This is a genomic window from Oscillatoria salina IIICB1 (assembly GCF_020144665.1).
Taxonomy (GTDB): Bacteria; Cyanobacteriota; Cyanobacteriia; order Cyanobacteriales; family SIO1D9; genus IIICB1.
The window spans coordinates 1-18,383 of the sequence record NZ_JAAHBQ010000089.1 but is presented as its reverse complement, the minus strand read 5'-3'; the positions used below and the strand labels follow the sequence as shown (position 1 = coordinate 18,383).

At 40.7% G+C, this 18,383-nt stretch carries 16 protein-coding genes and 1 pseudogene; 8 read left to right on the top strand and 9 right to left on the bottom strand.

Annotated features, from left to right (window positions below):
- Positions 1-54 precede the first annotated feature (54 nt).
- Complete coding sequence (locus tag G3T18_RS21210) at positions 55-936, bottom strand: hypothetical protein (RefSeq protein ID WP_224412589.1); 882 nt, start codon at positions 934-936, stop codon at positions 55-57.
- Between the two features lie 83 nt (positions 937-1,019).
- Here G3T18_RS21210 and G3T18_RS21205 point away from each other — a divergent pair, with 83 nt between their 5' ends.
- Entirely contained in the window at positions 1,020-1,184 is a 165-nt protein-coding gene (locus tag G3T18_RS21205; protein WP_224412588.1) for a hypothetical protein, read from the top strand.
- A 48-nt stretch (positions 1,185-1,232) separates the two neighbouring features.
- On the top strand, positions 1,233-2,051 hold the full coding sequence (locus tag G3T18_RS21200; protein ID WP_224412587.1) for an OmpA family protein: 819 nt from the start codon (positions 1,233-1,235) through the stop codon (positions 2,049-2,051).
- A gap of 131 nt (positions 2,052-2,182) precedes the next feature.
- Here the strand turns inward: G3T18_RS21200 and G3T18_RS21195 are convergent, their stop codons facing one another.
- Together G3T18_RS21195 and G3T18_RS21190 are read right to left on the bottom strand one after the other, a co-directional pair.
- A complete protein-coding gene (locus tag G3T18_RS21195; protein WP_224412586.1) occupies positions 2,183-2,512 on the bottom strand; it encodes a XisI protein in 330 nt (109 codons plus the stop codon).
- Positions 2,500-2,916, bottom strand: a pseudogene (locus G3T18_RS21190) (element excision factor XisH family protein). The gene G3T18_RS21195 and the pseudogene G3T18_RS21190 overlap by 13 nt, the downstream one beginning before the upstream one ends.
- A 255-nt stretch (positions 2,917-3,171) precedes the next feature.
- Between G3T18_RS21190 and fmt the strand changes: the two are divergent.
- Entirely contained in the window at positions 3,172-4,173 is a 1,002-nt protein-coding gene (fmt, locus tag G3T18_RS21185) for a methionyl-tRNA formyltransferase (protein ID WP_224412585.1), read from the top strand.
- Position 4,174: 1 nt separating this feature from the next.
- On the opposite strand, the gene G3T18_RS21180 is transcribed toward fmt, so the two are convergent.
- A complete protein-coding gene (locus tag G3T18_RS21180) occupies positions 4,175-4,540 on the bottom strand; it encodes a DUF6464 family protein (protein ID WP_224412584.1) in 366 nt (121 codons plus the stop codon).
- A 276-nt stretch (positions 4,541-4,816) separates the two neighbouring features.
- Between G3T18_RS21180 and G3T18_RS21175 the strand changes: the two genes are divergently transcribed.
- Positions 4,817-5,680 (top strand): SGNH/GDSL hydrolase family protein, encoded by an 864-nt coding sequence (locus G3T18_RS21175; protein WP_224412583.1) that lies wholly within the window; start codon positions 4,817-4,819, stop codon positions 5,678-5,680.
- Between the two features lie 164 nt (positions 5,681-5,844).
- Here G3T18_RS21175 and G3T18_RS21170 read toward each other — a convergent pair whose 3' ends face one another.
- Entirely contained in the window at positions 5,845-6,474 is a 630-nt protein-coding gene (locus G3T18_RS21170) for an Hsp20/alpha crystallin family protein (RefSeq protein ID WP_224412582.1), read from the bottom strand.
- Positions 6,475-6,662: 188 nt separating this feature from the next.
- Positions 6,663-6,833, bottom strand: coding sequence for a hypothetical protein (locus G3T18_RS21165; protein ID WP_224412581.1), 171 nt, complete (start codon positions 6,831-6,833; stop codon positions 6,663-6,665).
- Between the two features lie 114 nt (positions 6,834-6,947).
- Here G3T18_RS21165 and G3T18_RS21160 point away from each other — a divergent pair, with 114 nt between their 5' ends.
- The 3 genes from G3T18_RS21160 to G3T18_RS21150 all read left to right on the top strand — a co-directional run bounded on the left by G3T18_RS21160 (position 6,948) and on the right by G3T18_RS21150 (position 11,501).
- Positions 6,948-8,246 (top strand): serine/threonine-protein kinase, encoded by a 1,299-nt coding sequence (locus G3T18_RS21160; protein WP_224412580.1) that lies wholly within the window; start codon positions 6,948-6,950, stop codon positions 8,244-8,246.
- A gap of 364 nt (positions 8,247-8,610) precedes the next feature.
- Complete coding sequence (locus G3T18_RS21155) at positions 8,611-9,762, top strand: ferrochelatase (protein WP_224412579.1); 1,152 nt, start codon at positions 8,611-8,613, stop codon at positions 9,760-9,762.
- A gap of 164 nt (positions 9,763-9,926) precedes the next feature.
- Positions 9,927-11,501 (top strand): rhomboid family intramembrane serine protease, encoded by a 1,575-nt coding sequence (locus G3T18_RS21150; RefSeq protein ID WP_224412578.1) that lies wholly within the window; start codon positions 9,927-9,929, stop codon positions 11,499-11,501.
- A 209-nt stretch (positions 11,502-11,710) separates the two neighbouring features.
- On the opposite strand, the gene kaiC is transcribed toward G3T18_RS21150, so the two are convergent.
- The 3 genes from kaiC to G3T18_RS21135 all read right to left on the bottom strand — a co-directional run bounded on the left by kaiC (position 11,711) and on the right by G3T18_RS21135 (position 14,746).
- Positions 11,711-13,273: a circadian clock protein KaiC gene (kaiC, locus tag G3T18_RS21145; RefSeq protein WP_224412577.1), complete on the bottom strand. Its 1,563-nt coding sequence runs from the start codon at positions 13,271-13,273 to the stop codon at positions 11,711-11,713.
- Positions 13,274-13,361: 88 nt separating this feature from the next.
- Positions 13,362-13,673, bottom strand: a complete 312-nt coding sequence (gene kaiB, locus G3T18_RS21140; protein ID WP_224412576.1) for a circadian clock protein KaiB — start codon at positions 13,671-13,673, stop codon at positions 13,362-13,364.
- A 113-nt stretch (positions 13,674-13,786) separates the two neighbouring features.
- Positions 13,787-14,746, bottom strand: a complete 960-nt coding sequence (locus G3T18_RS21135; protein WP_224412575.1) for a circadian clock protein KaiA — start codon at positions 14,744-14,746, stop codon at positions 13,787-13,789.
- Between the two features lie 368 nt (positions 14,747-15,114).
- Between G3T18_RS21135 and G3T18_RS21130 the strand changes: the two genes are divergently transcribed.
- Positions 15,115-18,327, top strand: coding sequence for an ATP-binding response regulator (locus tag G3T18_RS21130; protein ID WP_224412574.1), 3,213 nt, complete (start codon positions 15,115-15,117; stop codon positions 18,325-18,327).
- Positions 18,328-18,383: the final 56 nt, after the last annotated feature.

The following is an 18,383-nucleotide window of genomic DNA, read 5'->3' as shown; positions in this document are numbered from 1 at the left end:
GTTGCGTGCAAGTAAACTGACAGAGACGTTGCGTGCAACGTCTCTACAGAAAAATTACCATTTTGCTTGGGGACCAGTCCAAGCTTGGTTGATTGTTTGACCATAAATAATCGGTCGATCTTCCCCAACGAGGACAGTTGTTCCTTGAGAATCAACAGCCCAAGTTGACCAATTCTCATCACCCAAATTACCAGCCCGGAATAACACTTGCTCTGGAGAAATTTGACTCCAACCGAGTAACACAGCATTTGTGTACTTAACCGGATTAGGTGCAACAGTGTTAATTTCGTTTTCCTGGCGATTCCAAATTACCGCATAATCGGAAGCTACCGAAGTGCTAAAAATACCTTCAAATTGTCTCGCTAACAGACGAGAACCATCTTCCGACCAGGATACAGGAATTAAGATAGATATCGTCCCTGGCATTTCCGCTTCTTCATTATCATCAAAAGGATTATCCGCTAGGGGAGAAGAAGCCGTAATTGTGCGTAAATTACCATTCCGCAAATTTTCCAGAAACATGACACTCGTAACCCGACTTTGGTACAATTCAGCTTCTGGTTGCATTTGAATGCGACTATAAGCCGCATATTGACCGTCAGGCGAAATTAGTGAAGGACTGCGGTAATAACGAAATCCAGAACCACCATTTTCGATAATGTCTTGATAAGTTTGGAGTACCCAACTCCAAGGAACTGGATGGGGACTATCTAGCGGATCGATTTGGACAACTGGTTGAGTCATATCAGCATCAGAGTCAGACGATTGGCTCAAAGGCAGTTGAGAACTTGCACGAACTGCATTCGCTCCGGTAATTGAAAGTTGCTCTGTTTCAGCTATAGCCGCTCGCGAGTAAGTTAAGACAAACCCAGTTAGGGAAATTAGGAGCAACGGTTTGGTATAACACCATCCTAAGCAAAATAAGCGTTTGAACATTGGACAGGTAAGTTGAGCTTGCTAGAGAGGATCGAGCGTGTGAGGAGCAACATTAACAGGAAACTACCATAGAGCGTGTTTTTATGTTATCGCGCTTCTGGCTAGCCAAGGCGATCGCTGGTCGTTACTTTAATGTATCTTTAGAATTGATTGGGGATTGGGGATTGGGGATTGGGAGAATTGGGAGAGGGGGAGGACAAGGGAGACAAGGGAGACAAGGGAGACGAGGGGGACAATTTTTTCGCTAAAGTTAAATGTCAGTAACTTTACTGGTTAGATTTGAAGAGGAGATCGAGGTGACTCAATCAATAAATTCTACGTCTGAAAATACTGAGAGTAAGAAGAAACGCGATCGCCCCTGGCTCTTGATTTTTTTCTGGCGCTTGTTTTTACTTGGTATTGGTGGCACTTTAGCGATCGCTATCGGTATTCTCATCGGTTTTTTTGCTCCGGCTGAAAATGCTCAAAAGCCTTGGATAATTAAACTTTGGGAAAATATTCAAGGAGTTACTACTAATTTTGACGACACATCGGAGAATTTACCTCAATTAACAGCCCCCGAACAAACTCAACTGCAAAACGACTTACAAGTATTAGAAACTGAGTTAAATGAATTACGCGATCGCACGAACCAACTTGAAACTCAGTATGGCATTCAACCAGGCGATCGTCCAGTAGAATCGAGAATTAGAACTCTTACCCAACTCTCGCAAGCTAATAACGTCGAGGGATTAGAATCTTCAGAAACCGAGCAAACTTCCCTTCCCGCAGAAAAAGTAAAAGTCACCTTACCCACAGACTTACTTTTTCCTGACAACAGCACAATTATTTCCACCGAAGCTAGCAAAATCCTTGATAACGTCGTCAGCGATTTACGTCAATACCAAGGAGCAACTATTCGCATCGCAGCTCATAGCGATACTACCCCAGAGCCAGAAAAAAGTCGAGAGCGGTCTTTTCAACGAGCAAAAGCGGTAGAAGAATACTTACGCAACGCTCTTGGTGACAATTATCGCTTTAGCGCGATCGGTTTTGGCGAAACTCGTCCCCTCGTAGCCAATGATAGCGATATCAACCGTCAACGCAACCGTCGCATCGAAATTGCTGTAGATTAGTTGAAAATCGGGTCAAAGATATTTTAGGAGTGCGATCGCCGCGATCGCGGCTGCTAAATCTAACTCAATGCCAGGAAGAGAGGCTCAATGAAAAATTTTCCATTGGGGCTTGTGCGATCGCACCTACCACTTTAACCAACAGCAAACTCGGTATATTTGCGTTTATAAGGAGCGTGAAAAGCTAAAACTATATCTTCTTTAGGTACTCCAGCTTCAACTAATTCATTAGCCACTCCAATTTCAGTGCCATCACGTTCGATCCAGATTTTGTGATTTTTAATTTCGATATAAATAATGCAACCAAATACTCGGTGCAAATCTTGCCAACCGATATGCAATAATTGATAGCGATCGCGCTCCGTATCAAATATTAATTGCACTTCTGTATTAGTATTTAAACTATTCCCCACATGATTTTTTATGATTTTCTGTACCAGTTCGCTGTAGTTCAGTTTATCCATAAAACAACCTCTTCTATGTTTGGCTCAAAAATTAGCAGTTTTAGTTGATGTTCTGCGATAACTTCCTGAATAAAACTACTGGTAAAAAAATCATCATAAATATCAAAAGGCACTGCTAAGTATAAAATCCGCTCCGGTTACTGTTTTCTTAAAGCAGAGCGATAATTGAGGAACTGACCAAGCGCTGTATGAAACTCACTTACTAGAGATACTCCTATAAAAGATTTTACCTCTACAGCTATCTTTTTATCCGCTTTCTCTGCTGTTAAAATTATATCTGCTACTAAGTCTATCTAAAATTCAATCTTATCAATTTTAATAAATAAATTCTCGTCAACGATCGTCCATCCATCTTTTTCAAGGGCTGTCTTTACTGTGTTGTGAAATAAATCTTTAGCTGGCATAACTTAACCAGAGTTTTGTCCTAAATTATAGCCTAGTACACAAACCGACGCGATCGCGACAAGCCGTTATAGCGCTGCGCGCTATAATTTTTGACTTGACTGAGTATTTCTACTTAACCCGTTTTGACACACAATGTACTACATTTTGTCGTGCGGAATGTGGGATGCAACGTCTGGTACATGACACTTTCAGGATGACATTTCTAGACCTAACCTGTTATAAGATATTCGGCTACTACCAACTACCAAAAACCCATGAAAATCATCTTTTTCGGTACACCCTTATTTGCACTACCCACCTTAGAACGTCTCTTAGAACATCCCGAATTTGAAATCAAAGCAGTTGTCACTCAACCAGACAAACCCAGAGGTAGAGGAAAAAAACTAATCCCTTCAGCCGTCAAAAAAATTGCCACTGCCCATAATTTACCAGTTTGGCAACCCAAAAGTATCAAAAAAAACGCCGCAACCTTAGCTAAACTCCGAGAAACTCAAGCAGATGCGTTTGTCGTCGTCGCTTACGGACAAATTCTCTCCCCAGAAATACTCGATATTCCCAAACTAGGCTGTATCAACGTTCACGGTTCCCTCTTACCCAAATATCGCGGGGCTGCACCGATTCAATGGTGTTTGTATAATGGTGAACCTGAAACCGGAATTACTACCATGCTAATGGATGCAGGGATGGATACCGGAGCAATGTTGCTGAAAGTTCGGACAATCATCGGATTATTAGACAATGCTCATCAGCTAGCAGAAACCCTCGCGAGTGCGGGAGCCGATTTATTAGTCGAAACGCTGCTAAAGCTTGAATTAGAAGCAATTGAACCTATTCCCCAAGACGACACCCAAGCTACTTACGCTAAGTTAATTGACAAATCCGATTACATTTTAGACTGGAATCGTCCCGCTTTCGCACTCCACAACCAAATTAGAGGATTTTACCCAAATTGTACGGCAAAATTCCGCTCTAATTCCTTGAAAGTTATTGCTACTGCACCTTTAGGAGAGGAATATTGGTCAGATTTACCTTCAGAATTTGCAGTCTTTGAGCAACAGTGGGAAGAATTATCTCAATTATCCGGCGTTCCGGGCGAAGTTGTCAGTATTGTCAAAAACTTCGGACCAGTGGTAAAAACAGGTAAAGGGTTGCTGCTGCTGCGAGAAGTACAGCTAGCAGGGAAGCGCGCACAGTCAGGCTGGGATTTTAGTAATGGAACCCGTTTATCTGTAGGAGAGAAGCTAGAAAACGGGTAATCTATTCTTCTAATTCTAGAGATTCAAAAAAGCGACAGCCTTCGCATGGACCTTCTGGGTTAACCGCACAACGGAGAATTTCCGAATTCGCGTTAAAACGACAGTTAGCGTCTCCAAGTACCCAACGTCCTTCAATAAAGCTTTTTTCCGTCGGTTTTTGAGCAGTCTGGACATAAACAGAAACTTTATGCAAACGATAGCCACCAACCTTATATTGATAGTGGTGGTGGCGTTCTAAGACTGCGTAAGTTTTACCTTCTAAATCGAGATAGTTTCCTGGTTGAGGTATCCAGTCAAGCTTGATTTTGCCTAATTTTCGACGCGGATGCGTCAAAATGATCTCCGTTGGTAGTGAATCTTGCTCCATTGTTCCTTAAGTATTTTATGTATTCGATGTATCGGGGACTACACTTGGATATGGTAGCGCGTTCAGCGCGATCGCACACGTCCCCTTTAGATTCTGTACCGATTTGTTAATCTCAATTATCTTCCGATTAAGTTTGCTTTCATTTTGTCTCCAAAAATCCCCAAAGTGTTTCCCTCCCTCTAGTTTGATTCTATTTTTGCTTTCCTGGAGATTAGATTAGAAGTCAGTGGATATAATTGCCAATAGAGCTAGTATTGATTATTTTTTCTCTACCCGATGTTTAAAAACATTATTTTGCGCTCCCAAATGGGGAAAAATCTGCTCAAATTAAGCTTAGTAGCTGTTGCGGGAGTTATCCTCGTTTATTCTCCTGCTTGTCAGCATATAACTGCTTTTGCGGAAGGAATAACTGATTCCCAGAATAAGCAAATTCCAAATCTACTAGAAGATACCCAAAAAATTGTTATCATCGGCGATAGTATTACGGAGTTGGGTGGACAACCTGGGGGTTATGTTTGGCTGCTAGAACGTTATTTAGCTGCACTCTATCCTAATCAAAAAATGGAGATTGTTAATGCTGGTATTTCTGGGAATAAATCTCTCCATATGCAAGAGCGTTTTCAGCAAGATGTTCTTGACAAAAATCCTGATTTGGTGTTTATAAATGTCGGGGTAAATGATGTTTGGCACGCTTTTTATGATTTCCAGGAAAGCAAATTTTATCCGGAAGGTAATTTACCGGGTGGGGTGGCTTTACCAGTATATCAAGAAAAGCTCAGAGAAATGATTCAAGCGGCTAATGCAGCAGGAGTTAAAGTTGTTTTGCTTTCTCCTACACCGATTCGAGAAAATACTAATAGTCCGGAAAATCAACGGTTAGAAGAATATGTAAATGCGATGGGTGAAATTGCTGGTGAAAATCGCATTTTGTTTGTGAATTTATATACGCCAATTACTGAGGTTTTTACTCGTTATCAAGCTTATGCAGGTCAAACACAAAATCTCTTGACTATGGATGGAGTACATCCAAATCAAGCTGGAAATAGAATTATAGCTTATACGATTTTGAAATATTTGGGAGTTCCCGAAAGCAAGATTAAGAATTTAGAAGTGCAAGAATGTAGTGGTTTGTGTCCTTGACTGCAAAAAATAGCTGCTAAGATTATCTCAGCAACTAAAAAAATTGGTTTAATTGTTAGTCAAAAATTTGCCAATTTCAAAAGTTTCTTCAATCATTTTAAAGATTAGGTGAAACTATAATTTTTGTTTACCTATATTTAAAATGAGTAAGAAGAAAAAGCTAATTAAACAGTAGCAAGTTCGGGATTTGGTGATGACCAAGGATCGTTATCAGTTTCGTTGTCTACTACGTTGTTAGAAGTAGTTACTACTTCATTTTTAACGGTTTCTTCAGCCGCAGTTACTTCGCTAGTAGCTATTTCTTGATTAACGGTTTCTTCAGTCGCAGTTAAATTGGCTTTGCTGTCAGTAGCTGCGGTAATATTAACTTTGACAACTTGATTTTTTACCGCAGTTAATTTTGGTAGAGTTAAGGTCAAAATTCCGTTGGTAAAGTCAGCTTGTACTCGATCATTTTGAACGGCTACAGGTAAATTGATGACGCGCTTAAATGTACCGTAGCGAAATTCTGTGCGGAAAAAGCCGTTAGTTTCTTGTTTCTTCTCGAAACGATGTTCTCCACTAATTACAACTGCGTCGCGAGTGACATAAACATCTAAATTTTTCTTGTCAACTCCAGGAATTTCGGCTTTGAGAATCAAGTTGTTTTCCGTGTTTGTCAATTCAACAGCAGGTGTCCAAACTATTCTTTGGTTATTAGTGTTATCGAGGGTTGCTAGGTTGTAAAACATTTGATTCATTTGATTACGAGGTGATTCTATTTCTGTAAGAGGTTGACGACGAACTAAGATCATTAGATTTAACCTTCCTTTAGTTTTGTTATTTTTTTTTCTATACCTCTTTATAATGCCGAAGTAGTCTGCAATAGTAAGTGGTAAAAACCGGATTTCGGAAGGGTGGTTTACCCGTTATTGGTGTTGGAGATATTTGGGTTTTTCTGGGTAGGGGAGATATTCTCAAGTTGGTTTGGTTTCTCTTGACGCTAGAAGGGTGAGACTAGGGAATTTGAGATAATCGACGAAGATAAGTTAGTATTCCTGGTATTCGCGCGATCGCGTCGTAAAATGTTTATAATGTCGATCGCTGAGTGTGCTGACTCGTCTTGAATCGGAAAATGATGCAGTTTTTTAGCTTTCTTTGACTGTTTTGGCACAATTTTGCCAAAAATGAGTCGGTTTCTCAGAAGGGATCTTAATTACTTGGTGCTGGTTAGCGTAAGATATCAAAAGTACAATTGAGTGATAAATGCGGGTACTGATAACTGATAATGTTGAATACTTCACCTGTTGCTGCTGGAAAAATTGTCGGAAGTCGCTATCGTATTGTACGCGAGTTGGGACGCGGTGGTTTTGGACGGACTTATCTGGCTGAAGATGTGAACCGCTACAATGAATATTGTGTCCTGAAGGAATTTTCTCCCCAGGTACAAAGCACTCAAGAGTTACAAAAGGCTCAAGAGTTATTTCGCCGCGAAGCCGAAATGCTCTACAATTTACAACATCCCCAAATCCCTCAATTTCGCGAGTTGTTTGCAGAGTGTGAAGCTAATCAAAGTTGTTTGTTTTTAGTACAAGATTATGTTGCGGGTGAAAGTTATCAGCAACTTTTAGCTAGGGGGAAACGGTTTCGAGAAAGGGAAGTTACGCAACTGTTGTCGGATATTTTACCTGTTCTCGAATATATTCATTCAGAAAATGTCATTCATCGAGATATTTCACCAGATAATTTGATTCAAAATACTGACGGAAAGCCGGTTTTGATTGATTTTGGTTCGGTGAAGCAGGTGGTAGAAGCGAATCTTTATCAGTTGCTTCGACAACCTTTTGCGACTAAAATTGGTAAGAAAGGTTATGCTCCGGATGAACAGTTAAATTTGGGTCAAGCTTTCCCTAGTAGCGATTTGTATGCTTTAGCTGTAACGATTTTGGTGTTATTAACGGGAAGGGAACCTCAAGATTTATACGATAATTCTACTGCAACTTGGCGCTGGCGCGATCGCGTGAATATTAGCCCTAGTTTAGCTAATATTTTAGAAAGAATGTTGGCTCATCGACCGGAATCTCGCTATCAATCTGCGGCTGAAGTTTTGCAAGCTTTACAAACTGGTAATTCTAGTAAGGTTTCGACGATTAAAACTGTAGCTTTAACTCCACCAAATTCGCCCCAAACTAACAGTATTAGCAGGAATTTTAATTGGCGTTGGTTAGGTTTGGTTAAAGGGGGTACGATCGCTGCGAGTGCAGTCATTTTACCAGGCATTCTCGCATTTTCGTTTGTGCGATCGCATTTTTTACCGACTGGGGTTTCTTCTACACCGATAAATGATAATGAGAATCCTTCCCTAAGTAAACGGGAACAAGAACAGCTTGACAAAATTGTCGCACGTAGTCAAAATCTTCCTATTCCTGAAGCTGAATTTTATCGTCAAGTTGACCAATTATTCCACTCTCAATATCCAGAATTACAAAAACGCCCCTTGACAAATGAGCAAAAAGATGCTGAGTATAGAAAGCAATGGTCGGCGATCGCAGAAGAATTATTAGATCGCTTGGAATCATCTCAGTAAGGTAGAGGGAGTTTTCAGCCGATCGGTTTCGGTTATCAGTAGATATTGGAAACAAGGAAGAGGGGGTTTTCAGTGAACACTGAACAGTTATCAGTTGTAAGTTATCAGTTATCCATAGAGAGTGGAGACTTAGGATGTCAACTGTTAACTGCTAACTGCTAACTAGTCACTGTTAACTGTTCACTGTTCCCAATCCCCCAGGAGGGGATGCTACCATGTGTAAAGTGATGGGTGCATTCAGGCAAAATCCTGAGTATCCAATCATTTAACTGTTACCAGCAAATCACTATCATAAAAATACCAAAATGTCAACTGGTAACTGATAACTGTTAACTGATAATCGATACCATCCCAGGAGTATAACGTGGTTGCAACCCCCGAAAAAATCGAGCAAAACGCGCAACAGTCTAGCGGAAAAGACCGTATAGCGGTATTATTAATGGGCTACGGTGAAGTTGAAAGCTACGAAGACTTTGCTAACTACAACGAACAAGCGTTAAATTTACTGACTGCGAAATTTGCCCCCGTACCGACTTGGATTTATCCGCCGCTAGCAAAACTTTTGGCTTTGTTTGACTTTCATGAGTGGAGTCACCAGCATGGTAATTTCATTTCCCCTCACAACCAAATTTTTGAACAGCAACGAGTGGGTATAGAGAAGAATTTACAGGAAAAATGGGGATCTAGCGTCCAAGTTTTCAAAGCTTTTAACTTTTGTGCGCCTCATTTACCCGAACAAGTTTTGGCGGAAATTAAAGAGCAAGGCTTTGATAAACTGTTGATCTATCCTTTGTTAGTAGTAGATTCGATCTTTACTAGCGGAATTGCTGTCGAACAAGTTAACGCAGCTTTGACAAAATTAGCTGATGATGAGGAACATTGGCTAACAGGTTTGCGTTATATTCCTTCTTTCTATAATGAACCAGCTTACGTGAAATTGCTGGCGCAGATGGTAGAAGAGAAAATTGCCGAGGAATTAAGCGAGAAATTTTTGCGATCGCAAATCGGCATCGTCTTGATGAATCACGGTTGTCCCCACAAAGCCAAGGGTTTCACTTCCGGAATTATGGAAAGCGAAGCACTTTATGAGTTAGTCAGGGCAGAATTAATTAATAAATACCCTCTAATTTCCGTAGGCTGGCTCAATCACGATACACCTTTGATTGAATGGACGCAACCCAATGCCGAATTAGCCGCGAAAAACTTAATCGATTTGGGTGCAAAAGCGATCGTGATGATGCCGATTGGTTTTGCAACGGAAAATCACGAAACCATTCTCGACGTTGAGCATATTATCCACCATTTGCAGCACAAGCGCCGTGATGTAGAATTTGTGCAAATGCCTTGTGTCAACGATCGCCCAGAATTCTTAGCAATGGCAGCAGATTGGGCAAATCCCCAAATTGAGGCGCTTTTCAGTGAAGAAGCTGTGACGGTGAATCCTCAATTACCAGTAAATTCTCATCACCATCACCATCATCACCATCACGGTGATTCTCACCATCACCATCATTAACTTTTTTGAGTTAATTAAATTTTACAGGAACTATCGATGCTTGTCGTCGATAGTTTTTTGCTTTTTTAGCGTCGATTAATAACGATAAACACAGATAAATTTTTGAGAATCAGGTAACAATAGGATTAGTGCTTCTAACGATTTTTGTTTTAACTTAATTTTCTATGGACTTAAATAGCGTACTCATTTTTATTGTTTTGATTTCCTGCCTTAGTTTGACGATCCGGGCGTTGATTTCGCGTAATAATCTGGGATGGGCGTTGGTTTCGGGCTTAATTTTGGCGATCGCTGTAGTGCTGTTGTTTCTAATTCCTAGTATTGCTGGCTTAGTTAGTGGTAGTTTCTGGGGAATTTTCTTTTTGCTACCTTTGATTGGTTTTGGGAGAGTAAATAAACTGATTTTTCAGCAGCGTTTTGCTTCTGCTTATAAAACAGCTAATTTGGTGCGTTGGTTGCATCCTTTTGACGGTTGGTGGGAATATCCAGAATTTATTAAAGCCCTAGATTTGGGACAACAAGGAAAAATGGCGGAAGCACATCAGCTTTTAAATCGTCATCAAAGTGCTAAATATGGAATGTCTCGTCATGCTGTTGCGTTACTTTATTTGATGGAAGCTCAATGGCAAGAATTGCTAATCTGGATTGAAATTAATGTGCCGGAAAAGGTGTTATTTCACGATGTGAATTTGACAGTTTATTACCTGCGATCGCTGGGGGAAACTGGGGATTTAAATAAGCTGTTGCATAGTTTAGATCGCGCTACACCCAGAATTGAAAAGACAGGTAATTTAGTAACGCTAAATTTAATCCGAATGTTTGTTTTAACCTTTTGTGGAGAAGTGAAAGAAGTAGAAAAATTGTTTGATACTTCTTTAGCGATGTATCCGCAAAAAAATCGTCAATTTTGGCTAGCAACGGCGATAATGGTTGCGGGAAATGAGACTGCGGCGAGATCGGTACTTTCCGGTTTGCGCGATCGCTACAGCCAGGATCGCATCCTCAATAGCGCGATCGCTTGGCGCTTATCTCATTCTCCTACTCATCCTCAGCAAGTTTTAACTGAATCTTCGCAGCAAATTTTAACTCGCACTAAAAGTGATATTCAACACGAAAGAAAATACAGTGGCAATAGTTTTGCTAATCAGAAAAAACCTTTAGTTACCTACGGCTTAATTAGCATCAATTTAATCTTTTTTCTCCTCGAAATTTACTTTGGCGGTAGTCAAAATCCCCGCACATTATATTTTTTAGGTGCATTAGTTCCCCAAGCAGTTTTACAGGGACAATGGTGGCGAGTTATTACTGCTAATTTTCTCCACTATGGGGCTTTACATTTAATCATGAATATGCTAGGACTTTATTTTTTTGGTCCCTTTGTTGAGTTTAGTTTAGGCAGTTGGCGTTATTTACTTTGCTATTTTGTCAGTGGCGTAGGAGCCATGTCAATTATTACATTTGTCGCTCAATATCAAGACTTTCCCTTTAATTTATTAGTCGGTGCATCAGCCTCAATCATGGGCTTAATTGGCGTTATTTCAGCAATTTTACTTTGGGGTTGGCGCCGAGAAAAAGCACGCATTGCTGGTAAGCGTTTGCGCATTTTTCTAATTATTATCGTCTTGCAAATAATCTTCGATCGACTTATTCCTCAAGTTAGCGGTTTAAGTCACCTTTTAGGGCTAGGTTTAGGTTTTGCAACCAGTAGTTTATTGTTAATTAACTGGCAATTAAAAGAATAATTTTGTTATCCTTTATTCGACTTTCCTTACCGACAAACCTTGCTCGCGCATTTTTATTATGGTTAATGGTTAAAGTATCAGAATTCGATTTAATTCACCAACACTGTAAACGTGCAAAGCGCAGTTTCTTCCAGAGTAGCGCTAACTACAAACTTAATGGTACTGGGAAAGTGGCGCCTGAATGTAAGTACGCCACTTTTCAACCAAAACTATTCCTCGATTGACTTATCGCGGACATTCTGCACAATCCGAGAAAGTTCCGTCTTTTCGTCTACAGAAATTCTTGTTGGCGAACCGCTAATAATTCGTTCGTAATGACGGAACGAATCTTTAATTTCTGGACCTTCTTCAGTAATTGTATACTCGCGAATACCTTTATCGTGCCAAGAACCGCGCATTTTAAAGACGTTAATTGCTCTCGACATTTCGCCACGAATCTCTACATATTGGAGCATAATAATTGTATCAGTAATCGTAGAAATGTGGGATTCAGTAATCGAATGCGAACCCATAAATTGATCGGTTGTATTAGTAAAGAAACCCGTAATTTCTTCTTGTTTTGCGTAACCAGTAACGCCAATTACAAACTGTCGAAAAGCGTTATTAGTTACTCCTCTTGCTAAAGCTGAAAGTGAATCAATCGCAATTCGCGAAGGTTTAAACTCTTGAATTTCCGATTTAATTATTTGTAAATGGTCTTCTAAACCCGCCGATTCGGGGTAAGTACAAAGCAATTTCAACAAACCCTTTTGTTCCATTTCCTCGAAATCAATACCCCAAGAAGAAGCATTGCGAGAAAGTTGGGCGCGAGATTCTTCATAAGCAAATAAAATCGAGCGTTCGCCTTGGCGACAACCTTCTTGTAAAAACTTACTAACCAAGAGAGTTTTTCCAGTTCCTGTTGCACCTGTGGCGAGAATAATTGAGTCTTTAAAGAAACCTCCGCCGCACATTTCATCGAGAGTTTTAATTCCCGAAGAACTCCGCACATTAGAAGAACGTTGAGTTAGTCGCATTGCACCTAATGGGAAGATATTAATCCCATTATTAGTAATAGTAAAAGGATACTCTCCTTTCATGTGAGTTGTTCCTCTCAGCTTGAGAATTTCAATCGTGCGGCGACGACGTTCTCCTTCCAAAACGTTACGCACAATTGCCACATTATCGGAGACAAATTCTTCCACACCAAAGCGAGCAACTGAACCATATTCTTCCGTTCGTTCGGTAGTAATAATTGAAGTTACGCCCACTTGTTTAAGTCGTGCTACTAAGCGGAAAATTTCTCTACGAACGACAGAAGCACCATCATATTGATGAAAAATTGCTGTAACTGAATCGATCGAAACTCTTTTGGCTTTATACTTACGAATTGCATATTGAATTCTTTCAATTAAAGCCGAAAGGTCAAAGTTACCGACGACTTCTTGACCTTCGGGATCGGGAGAAGCATCGAGAATAAATAACTTGCCTTCATTAATTAATTCTTGCAATTCCCAACCAAAACTGTGAGCATTTTGAATAATATCTGAAGGAGATTCTTCAAAGGTAACAAATACTCCAGGATCGTCAAAGTATTTGATGCCATTGTAAAGAAATTGAATTGCCAACAAAGTTTTACCCGTCCCTGACGTGCCACTGACGAGGGTAGTTCTGCCAATTGGCAATCCACCATGACTGATTTCGTCAAGACCTTCAATCATTGTCCGAATTTTTTGGACACCTTTTAAAGTTGACCCGTTTTGCTGTTGTTCGTTAGGTAAGGGGTTATTCATTGTTTCATTATTAATAATCTCAAATCTTGAAAAAAAGATCGATAGGTGAGAGGGAATTAGCGAGCAGAAAAAATAGTTAATTCCTCAGTTAGTAATCTGGATCGTCGGCAATTTCTTCATAAAGAAGATCTAAACCAATTAAAACTTTTTCTCGATCGGAAAGATCGCCAATAATTTTTCTTACTGGAGGTGGGAGAACTTTTGCTAAAGTAGGGGTTGCTAAAATTTTATCTTCCTCTGCTAGTTGGGGATTTTTCAGGACATCAATTACCTTGAGAGCGTAAACACCTTGGAAGTCTTGTTCAAGAATATCTTTGAGTGTTTTTAAAGCTCGAACAGAGTTAGGAGTGTTTCCAGCAACGTAGAGTTTTAGAACATAAGTTTTTTTTGGCGCACTCATAGATTAGCAGTTAGAAATTCGCTTTTGAGTTTGAGGACTAAACGGCTGGAGGAGACAAATACAGGTAAGGGAAAAAATTAAGTTTACCTGGGGTTAATTCGAGCCATTAAGGATCATAACTCAAAGGATAACTCCTCTCGTGGAATTGAACGGCGATACATTTCGCACAGGTGAGCTATTATATCGATTAGTGTCAAGCGGTAGTCAAGTAAAATGTCTTCGCTGCGCCCTTCAAGTTTCAGATGTTGAGCAAATTCATCCATTAAATTCATGTGAATTTCCAAAATTTGAGATACGGACAGATCGGCAAAAAAGGCTTGATTAACGAAAGAGTCAATTTTTTGGTTAATTTGTCGGTCTTGAGCAAAATAATTAAGGACAATTTGACGATATTCTAAAGCGAGTTTTTCCAAAAGCTCTTGTTTTTCAGATTTGGATAAATTACGAAAAAAGGCTTCAGGATTTCTTTTATAGTACACGCCTAGGTATCCAAGTCGTTCTTTGAGTTTGTCTGCTAGTCGATGTTGCTGAAGTAAAAGAAAATTATCGTTGCTTTCTTCTACTGGAAATTCAGAAGGATGAGATTTGCGAGGAAAAGTACAACTAGGAGCAAGTTTAAGAAATTGAGCGATCGCGCGATCGATTGCGCTCCTAATTCTTGCTAAATCGCTGTAGGCAAGTCTAATTTCTGCACTATGATACAAATAAGTTGGTGGTTGCGGCGATTCTTGCTCGATACTTCTCGCTGGATGAGAGCTATCGTTAGCTTTGGGATCGCAATGGTCAAGCAATAGTAGCGGTAACAAGATTCGGGCTTCGTAAAGTTGGCTTAGTAAAGGCTGCACTGAGCGCTGGTTGGGTAAAATCAAACAGTCAATTTGTTCTTTGTGTTCCTCGACAAAGTCGAGTAAGTCGCCATCGCAATTGAGTAAGGTTAAGTTATAGCGATCGCTGGAAAGCGTTTCTTTAATTGATTTAGCCGTTTGCTCTTTTGACACCCCCACACACAAGGATAGACGGGGCTGCGAACCTTTATTGGCTAAAGAAACTGTTTCTGGTTCGTTTTCATACATTGGTCAAATATTAGCCGTGTTTCTTAATAAAAATTTAACATTTATATAGATTATAAAAAAATTAACGTTTTTGTTCATCAAGTCTGAGAAATGTAATTAATTGTAAGTGGCAGGTCTGTAGATCCCTGGTAAGAGAAATAATGAAACTGTACCGTCTCACTTTGGGAAGATAGCTATTAGCAGCCCTTGCACTCAAAAAAACATACCTCACCAACTACGGAACTATCAGCCAATCAAACCCAAGACTTTGGGAATGTGGGTGTCTGTAGTGAAGCCGGAAAAGAGGTATTTGTTGTTGCAAGCTCGCAAGCTAAGACAGAATCAATCAAAAAATTTGCTGTTCTGTGTGTCCGCGCCGAGAGTCTCTCATGGATAAAAAAACTTTGTCTTTGGAAAAATTTATCAAGCCAGTTCCAGTTTGCTCGTTAAGTACCACCATTAGTGAATTGTTAGCTATTTTTCATCCAAGTAAGGAAGACTTGGTTGTGGTTGTCAGCGAACAGCAATTTCCCCTTGGGGCGATCGCTCTCCATTCTCTCACAGAATATCTCTTCCAGCAGCCTGTTGTCAGCAAGAGAGGGCGAGAACTGGGTCAAAAATCTTACCAGAGTAGTCCAGCCGTTGAGCTGACTGCACTGGTTGAGCCGATTATGGTGGTAAGTGGGGAAACCACTCTCAGCCAATTGTGGCAGCAGCTACAAACCTTACCTTTAGAGGAAGTCAGCGAAAAAACGGTGGCGGTAGTCAACTCAGACGGGAAATTTCTCGGATTGTTAGATAGTTGGTTATTGCTGACAGAATTGTTGCCGAAAACAGAACTCGAAACGGAAACGAAGCTAGAACCAGAAACCGAAACCTCGGCTGAGTTGTGTCAGTTGCTCGAATTAATCGAACAACTGCCCTTACCTCTAATGGTAGAAAATAATTGTGGCTTAGCGATCGCGAAAAACTCCACTTGGCGATCGCAGCTTGGTGAGATCGATATCGAACCAGAGATCGTTACTAGCAACTGTGAAGGTAAATTAGCTAAACTGACTGTCTCGCAAGAATCCGCAGCCCAACCTGTCCCAGGCAATTTTGTTAATCGCTGGTGTAATCTTACCATCAACAAACCGATAACGCCTTACTGCCAAATTGATAGTCCTTGCTTGGGAAATAACCTTTGCCATTATCAAGAATTTGTGCCCAAAATCCCGACGATGAAAGTAGTTGGGGAAACTGTACTGACTAAACCTGAAGTCAATCAAGTCGTCAAGGAACGTTTCTGGCAATTTGTCAAGTTGCCTCTAGCCAGAAATACTATCTCGGAAAAGGAACTGATTTGGCTAGTCGTCGCCACAGAAGTAACCGAACAACAACAGTTATGTAAAGAACTAGCCGCTAAAAATGCCGATCTGGTGCAATTGAATCGCTTAAAAGACGAATTTCTCTCTTGTATCAGTCACGAACTGAAATCGCCCTTGACTGCGGTAGTAGGGCTATCTAGCTTGTTAAAAGACGAAGCACTCGGACAACTCAACCAACGCCAAGCTCGCTACACCAAACTAATTTACCAAAGTGGGCGACAGTTAATGGCATTAGTCAACGATATTCTCGATTTGACGAGGTTAGAAACAGGTCAACTAAAATTAACACCCGAACCAGTGCAAATTACCAACGTTTGCGATCGCGCTTACGAACAAGCTTTGCAACTGCAATCGGTGAAACAACAACAAGAAAGAGAAAATTCACCTCAGCCAAAGTTTACTCGGGAAATCGAACCAGGTTTGGAAATGTTAGTAGCAGACGAGTTGCGTTTGCGCCAAATGTTAGCTCACCTGCTGGATAATGCTTTCAAATTTACTCAATCCTCCTCCGGAGGAGAAATCGGCTTAAAAGTTAGTCGCTGGGAAGGTTGGATTGCTTTTACAGTATGGGATACCGGAATTGGCATTCCCGCAGCGAAACAACACTTAATCTTCCAGAAATTCCAACAACTGGAAAATCCTCTCACCCGGAAATTTGAAGGAACTGGTTTAGGATTAGTTTTGACTCAGCGTCTAGCACGCGCTCACGGCGGCGATGTTTCCTTTATTTCCAAAGTAGGGCGCGGCAGTAATTTCACTATCTTATTGCCCCCAAAACCAGCCAGTGAGGTGAGATTTGCTACGGACGACTTTGAAGAAAACTTAATTGGTGAGAACCCGTCCCCCAGCAAAAATTTGCCAAGCAGAAAAGTGAATCAAAAATTAAGCGATCGCCTCGTTTTGATTGTCGAAGCAGTTCCTGGTTACATCGAACAACTAACCACCCATCTGAGAAGTTTAGGTTATCGCGTCGCGATCGCTCGTTCTGGTACAGAAGCATTAGAAAAAGCTCGTTCGTTGCAACCCCGGGCAATTTTACTCAATCCTCTACTACCTTTACTTTCGGGTTGGGACGTCCTCACCTTACTCAAAGCTGATGTTAGCACGAAAGAGATTCCGGCGATCGTTACCGCTACAGGAGCAGAAAAACAGCAAGCGCAACAAAATGGAGCTGATGGCTTTTTGACTCTACCTGTGGAAAAACCAGCACTGCGAGAGCAGTTGAGCGCTCTTAACCAAGAAAATCAAACCAGCAAAAAAAATGTGACAATTTTGCGACTCATTCCCCAGCAAAAACCAACACTGGCTATTAACTTTGAACCTCACGATCGATTCGATCTTGCCTTAGAAAGTTATTCATCAGGTTTAAATTACCGTATTGTTGAAGCTGAAGACCTCGAACAAGCAGAAATTCTCGCTCGTGTTTGGCATCCAGATGTAGTTTTACTCGATAGTGCTAGTTTGTCAGAACCTGAACCTTACTTAGAAAATTTGGCGCAACACAAGCATTTGGGTTCTTTACCATTGGTGACATTAGATGCAAAAACGACTCAAGCTGCCAATCAAATCCAAAGGCTGTCTGTGTTTCCTTGTTTAGTTCCCATTTCCCAATCGAGTATCACCGCTTTATTAGAAGCGATCGGTGTAGCTGCCGAAGAGAACAATCGATACAATATTTTGCTTGTCGATACGATGAGTTTGGGAGGTGCAACCAAAGACTACAAAAGTCGCAAATCTCGCTTGACTAACGTTGTGGTAGCGGAAAAAGCGGAAGTTGCTCAAGTCGGATCAAAATCCGATTCTCAGTTAATTACAGAGCAAAATACTTTTGGCGATCGCGGACAATCATCTGTTTCCCAAAGTAGTTCGGAGTGGCTGCAAGCAGTGATTCAATATTTACAAACTGCGGGATATCGCAGTTCGGTATCTCTGTCTTGGACAGAAATTTACAGCCAAATTCAACATCAAAGTGTCGATTTATTGGTGTTTTATTTAGAGGAAAAAAATTGTGCTTCGGGAGTGGTTGAAGCACTGCGAAGACTATCGAGAGTGCAAGCTCTACCAACAATTTTGGTACTGGATCGTCGCTCTCATCAAGAAAATTTAGGGTGTGGAGAATCAAGTCGAGAATTTGAGACTCTTTTGCGGGAAATTGCTACGAAAGTTATCCGAGGTCATTCTTTGTCAATGGCGAATTTACTCGAACAAATTAATCAGTTGATGGTTGGTAACTAGGGATTGGGGACTGGGTTTGTTGCGATTACCTCTCCCCTAACCTCTCTCCTCGTAGG

Bases quoted from the DNA above. Each gene is read 5' to 3' on its own strand.
- G3T18_RS21175 (WP_224412583.1), top strand. From the start codon at position 4,817: ATGTTTAAAAACATTATTTTGCGCTCCCAAATGGGGAAAAATCTGCTC.
- G3T18_RS21180 (WP_224412584.1), bottom strand. From the start codon at position 4,540: ATGGAGCAAGATTCACTACCAACGGAGATCATTTTGACGCATCCGCGT.
- G3T18_RS21150 (WP_224412578.1), top strand. From the start codon at position 9,927: ATGGACTTAAATAGCGTACTCATTTTTATTGTTTTGATTTCCTGCCTT.
- G3T18_RS21160 (WP_224412580.1), top strand. From the start codon at position 6,948: ATGTTGAATACTTCACCTGTTGCTGCTGGAAAAATTGTCGGAAGTCGC.
- fmt (WP_224412585.1), top strand. From the start codon at position 3,172: ATGAAAATCATCTTTTTCGGTACACCCTTATTTGCACTACCCACCTTA.
- G3T18_RS21210 (WP_224412589.1), bottom strand. From the start codon at position 936: ATGTTCAAACGCTTATTTTGCTTAGGATGGTGTTATACCAAACCGTTG.
- G3T18_RS21170 (WP_224412582.1), bottom strand. From the start codon at position 6,474: ATGATCTTAGTTCGTCGTCAACCTCTTACAGAAATAGAATCACCTCGT.
- kaiB (WP_224412576.1), bottom strand. From the start codon at position 13,673: ATGAGTGCGCCAAAAAAAACTTATGTTCTAAAACTCTACGTTGCTGGA.
- G3T18_RS21195 (WP_224412586.1), bottom strand. From the start codon at position 2,512: ATGGATAAACTGAACTACAGCGAACTGGTACAGAAAATCATAAAAAAT.
- G3T18_RS21130 (WP_224412574.1), top strand. From the start codon at position 15,115: ATGGATAAAAAAACTTTGTCTTTGGAAAAATTTATCAAGCCAGTTCCA.
- G3T18_RS21205 (WP_224412588.1), top strand. From the start codon at position 1,020: ATGTTATCGCGCTTCTGGCTAGCCAAGGCGATCGCTGGTCGTTACTTT.
- G3T18_RS21135 (WP_224412575.1), bottom strand. From the start codon at position 14,746: ATGTATGAAAACGAACCAGAAACAGTTTCTTTAGCCAATAAAGGTTCG.
- kaiC (WP_224412577.1), bottom strand. From the start codon at position 13,273: ATGAATAACCCCTTACCTAACGAACAACAGCAAAACGGGTCAACTTTA.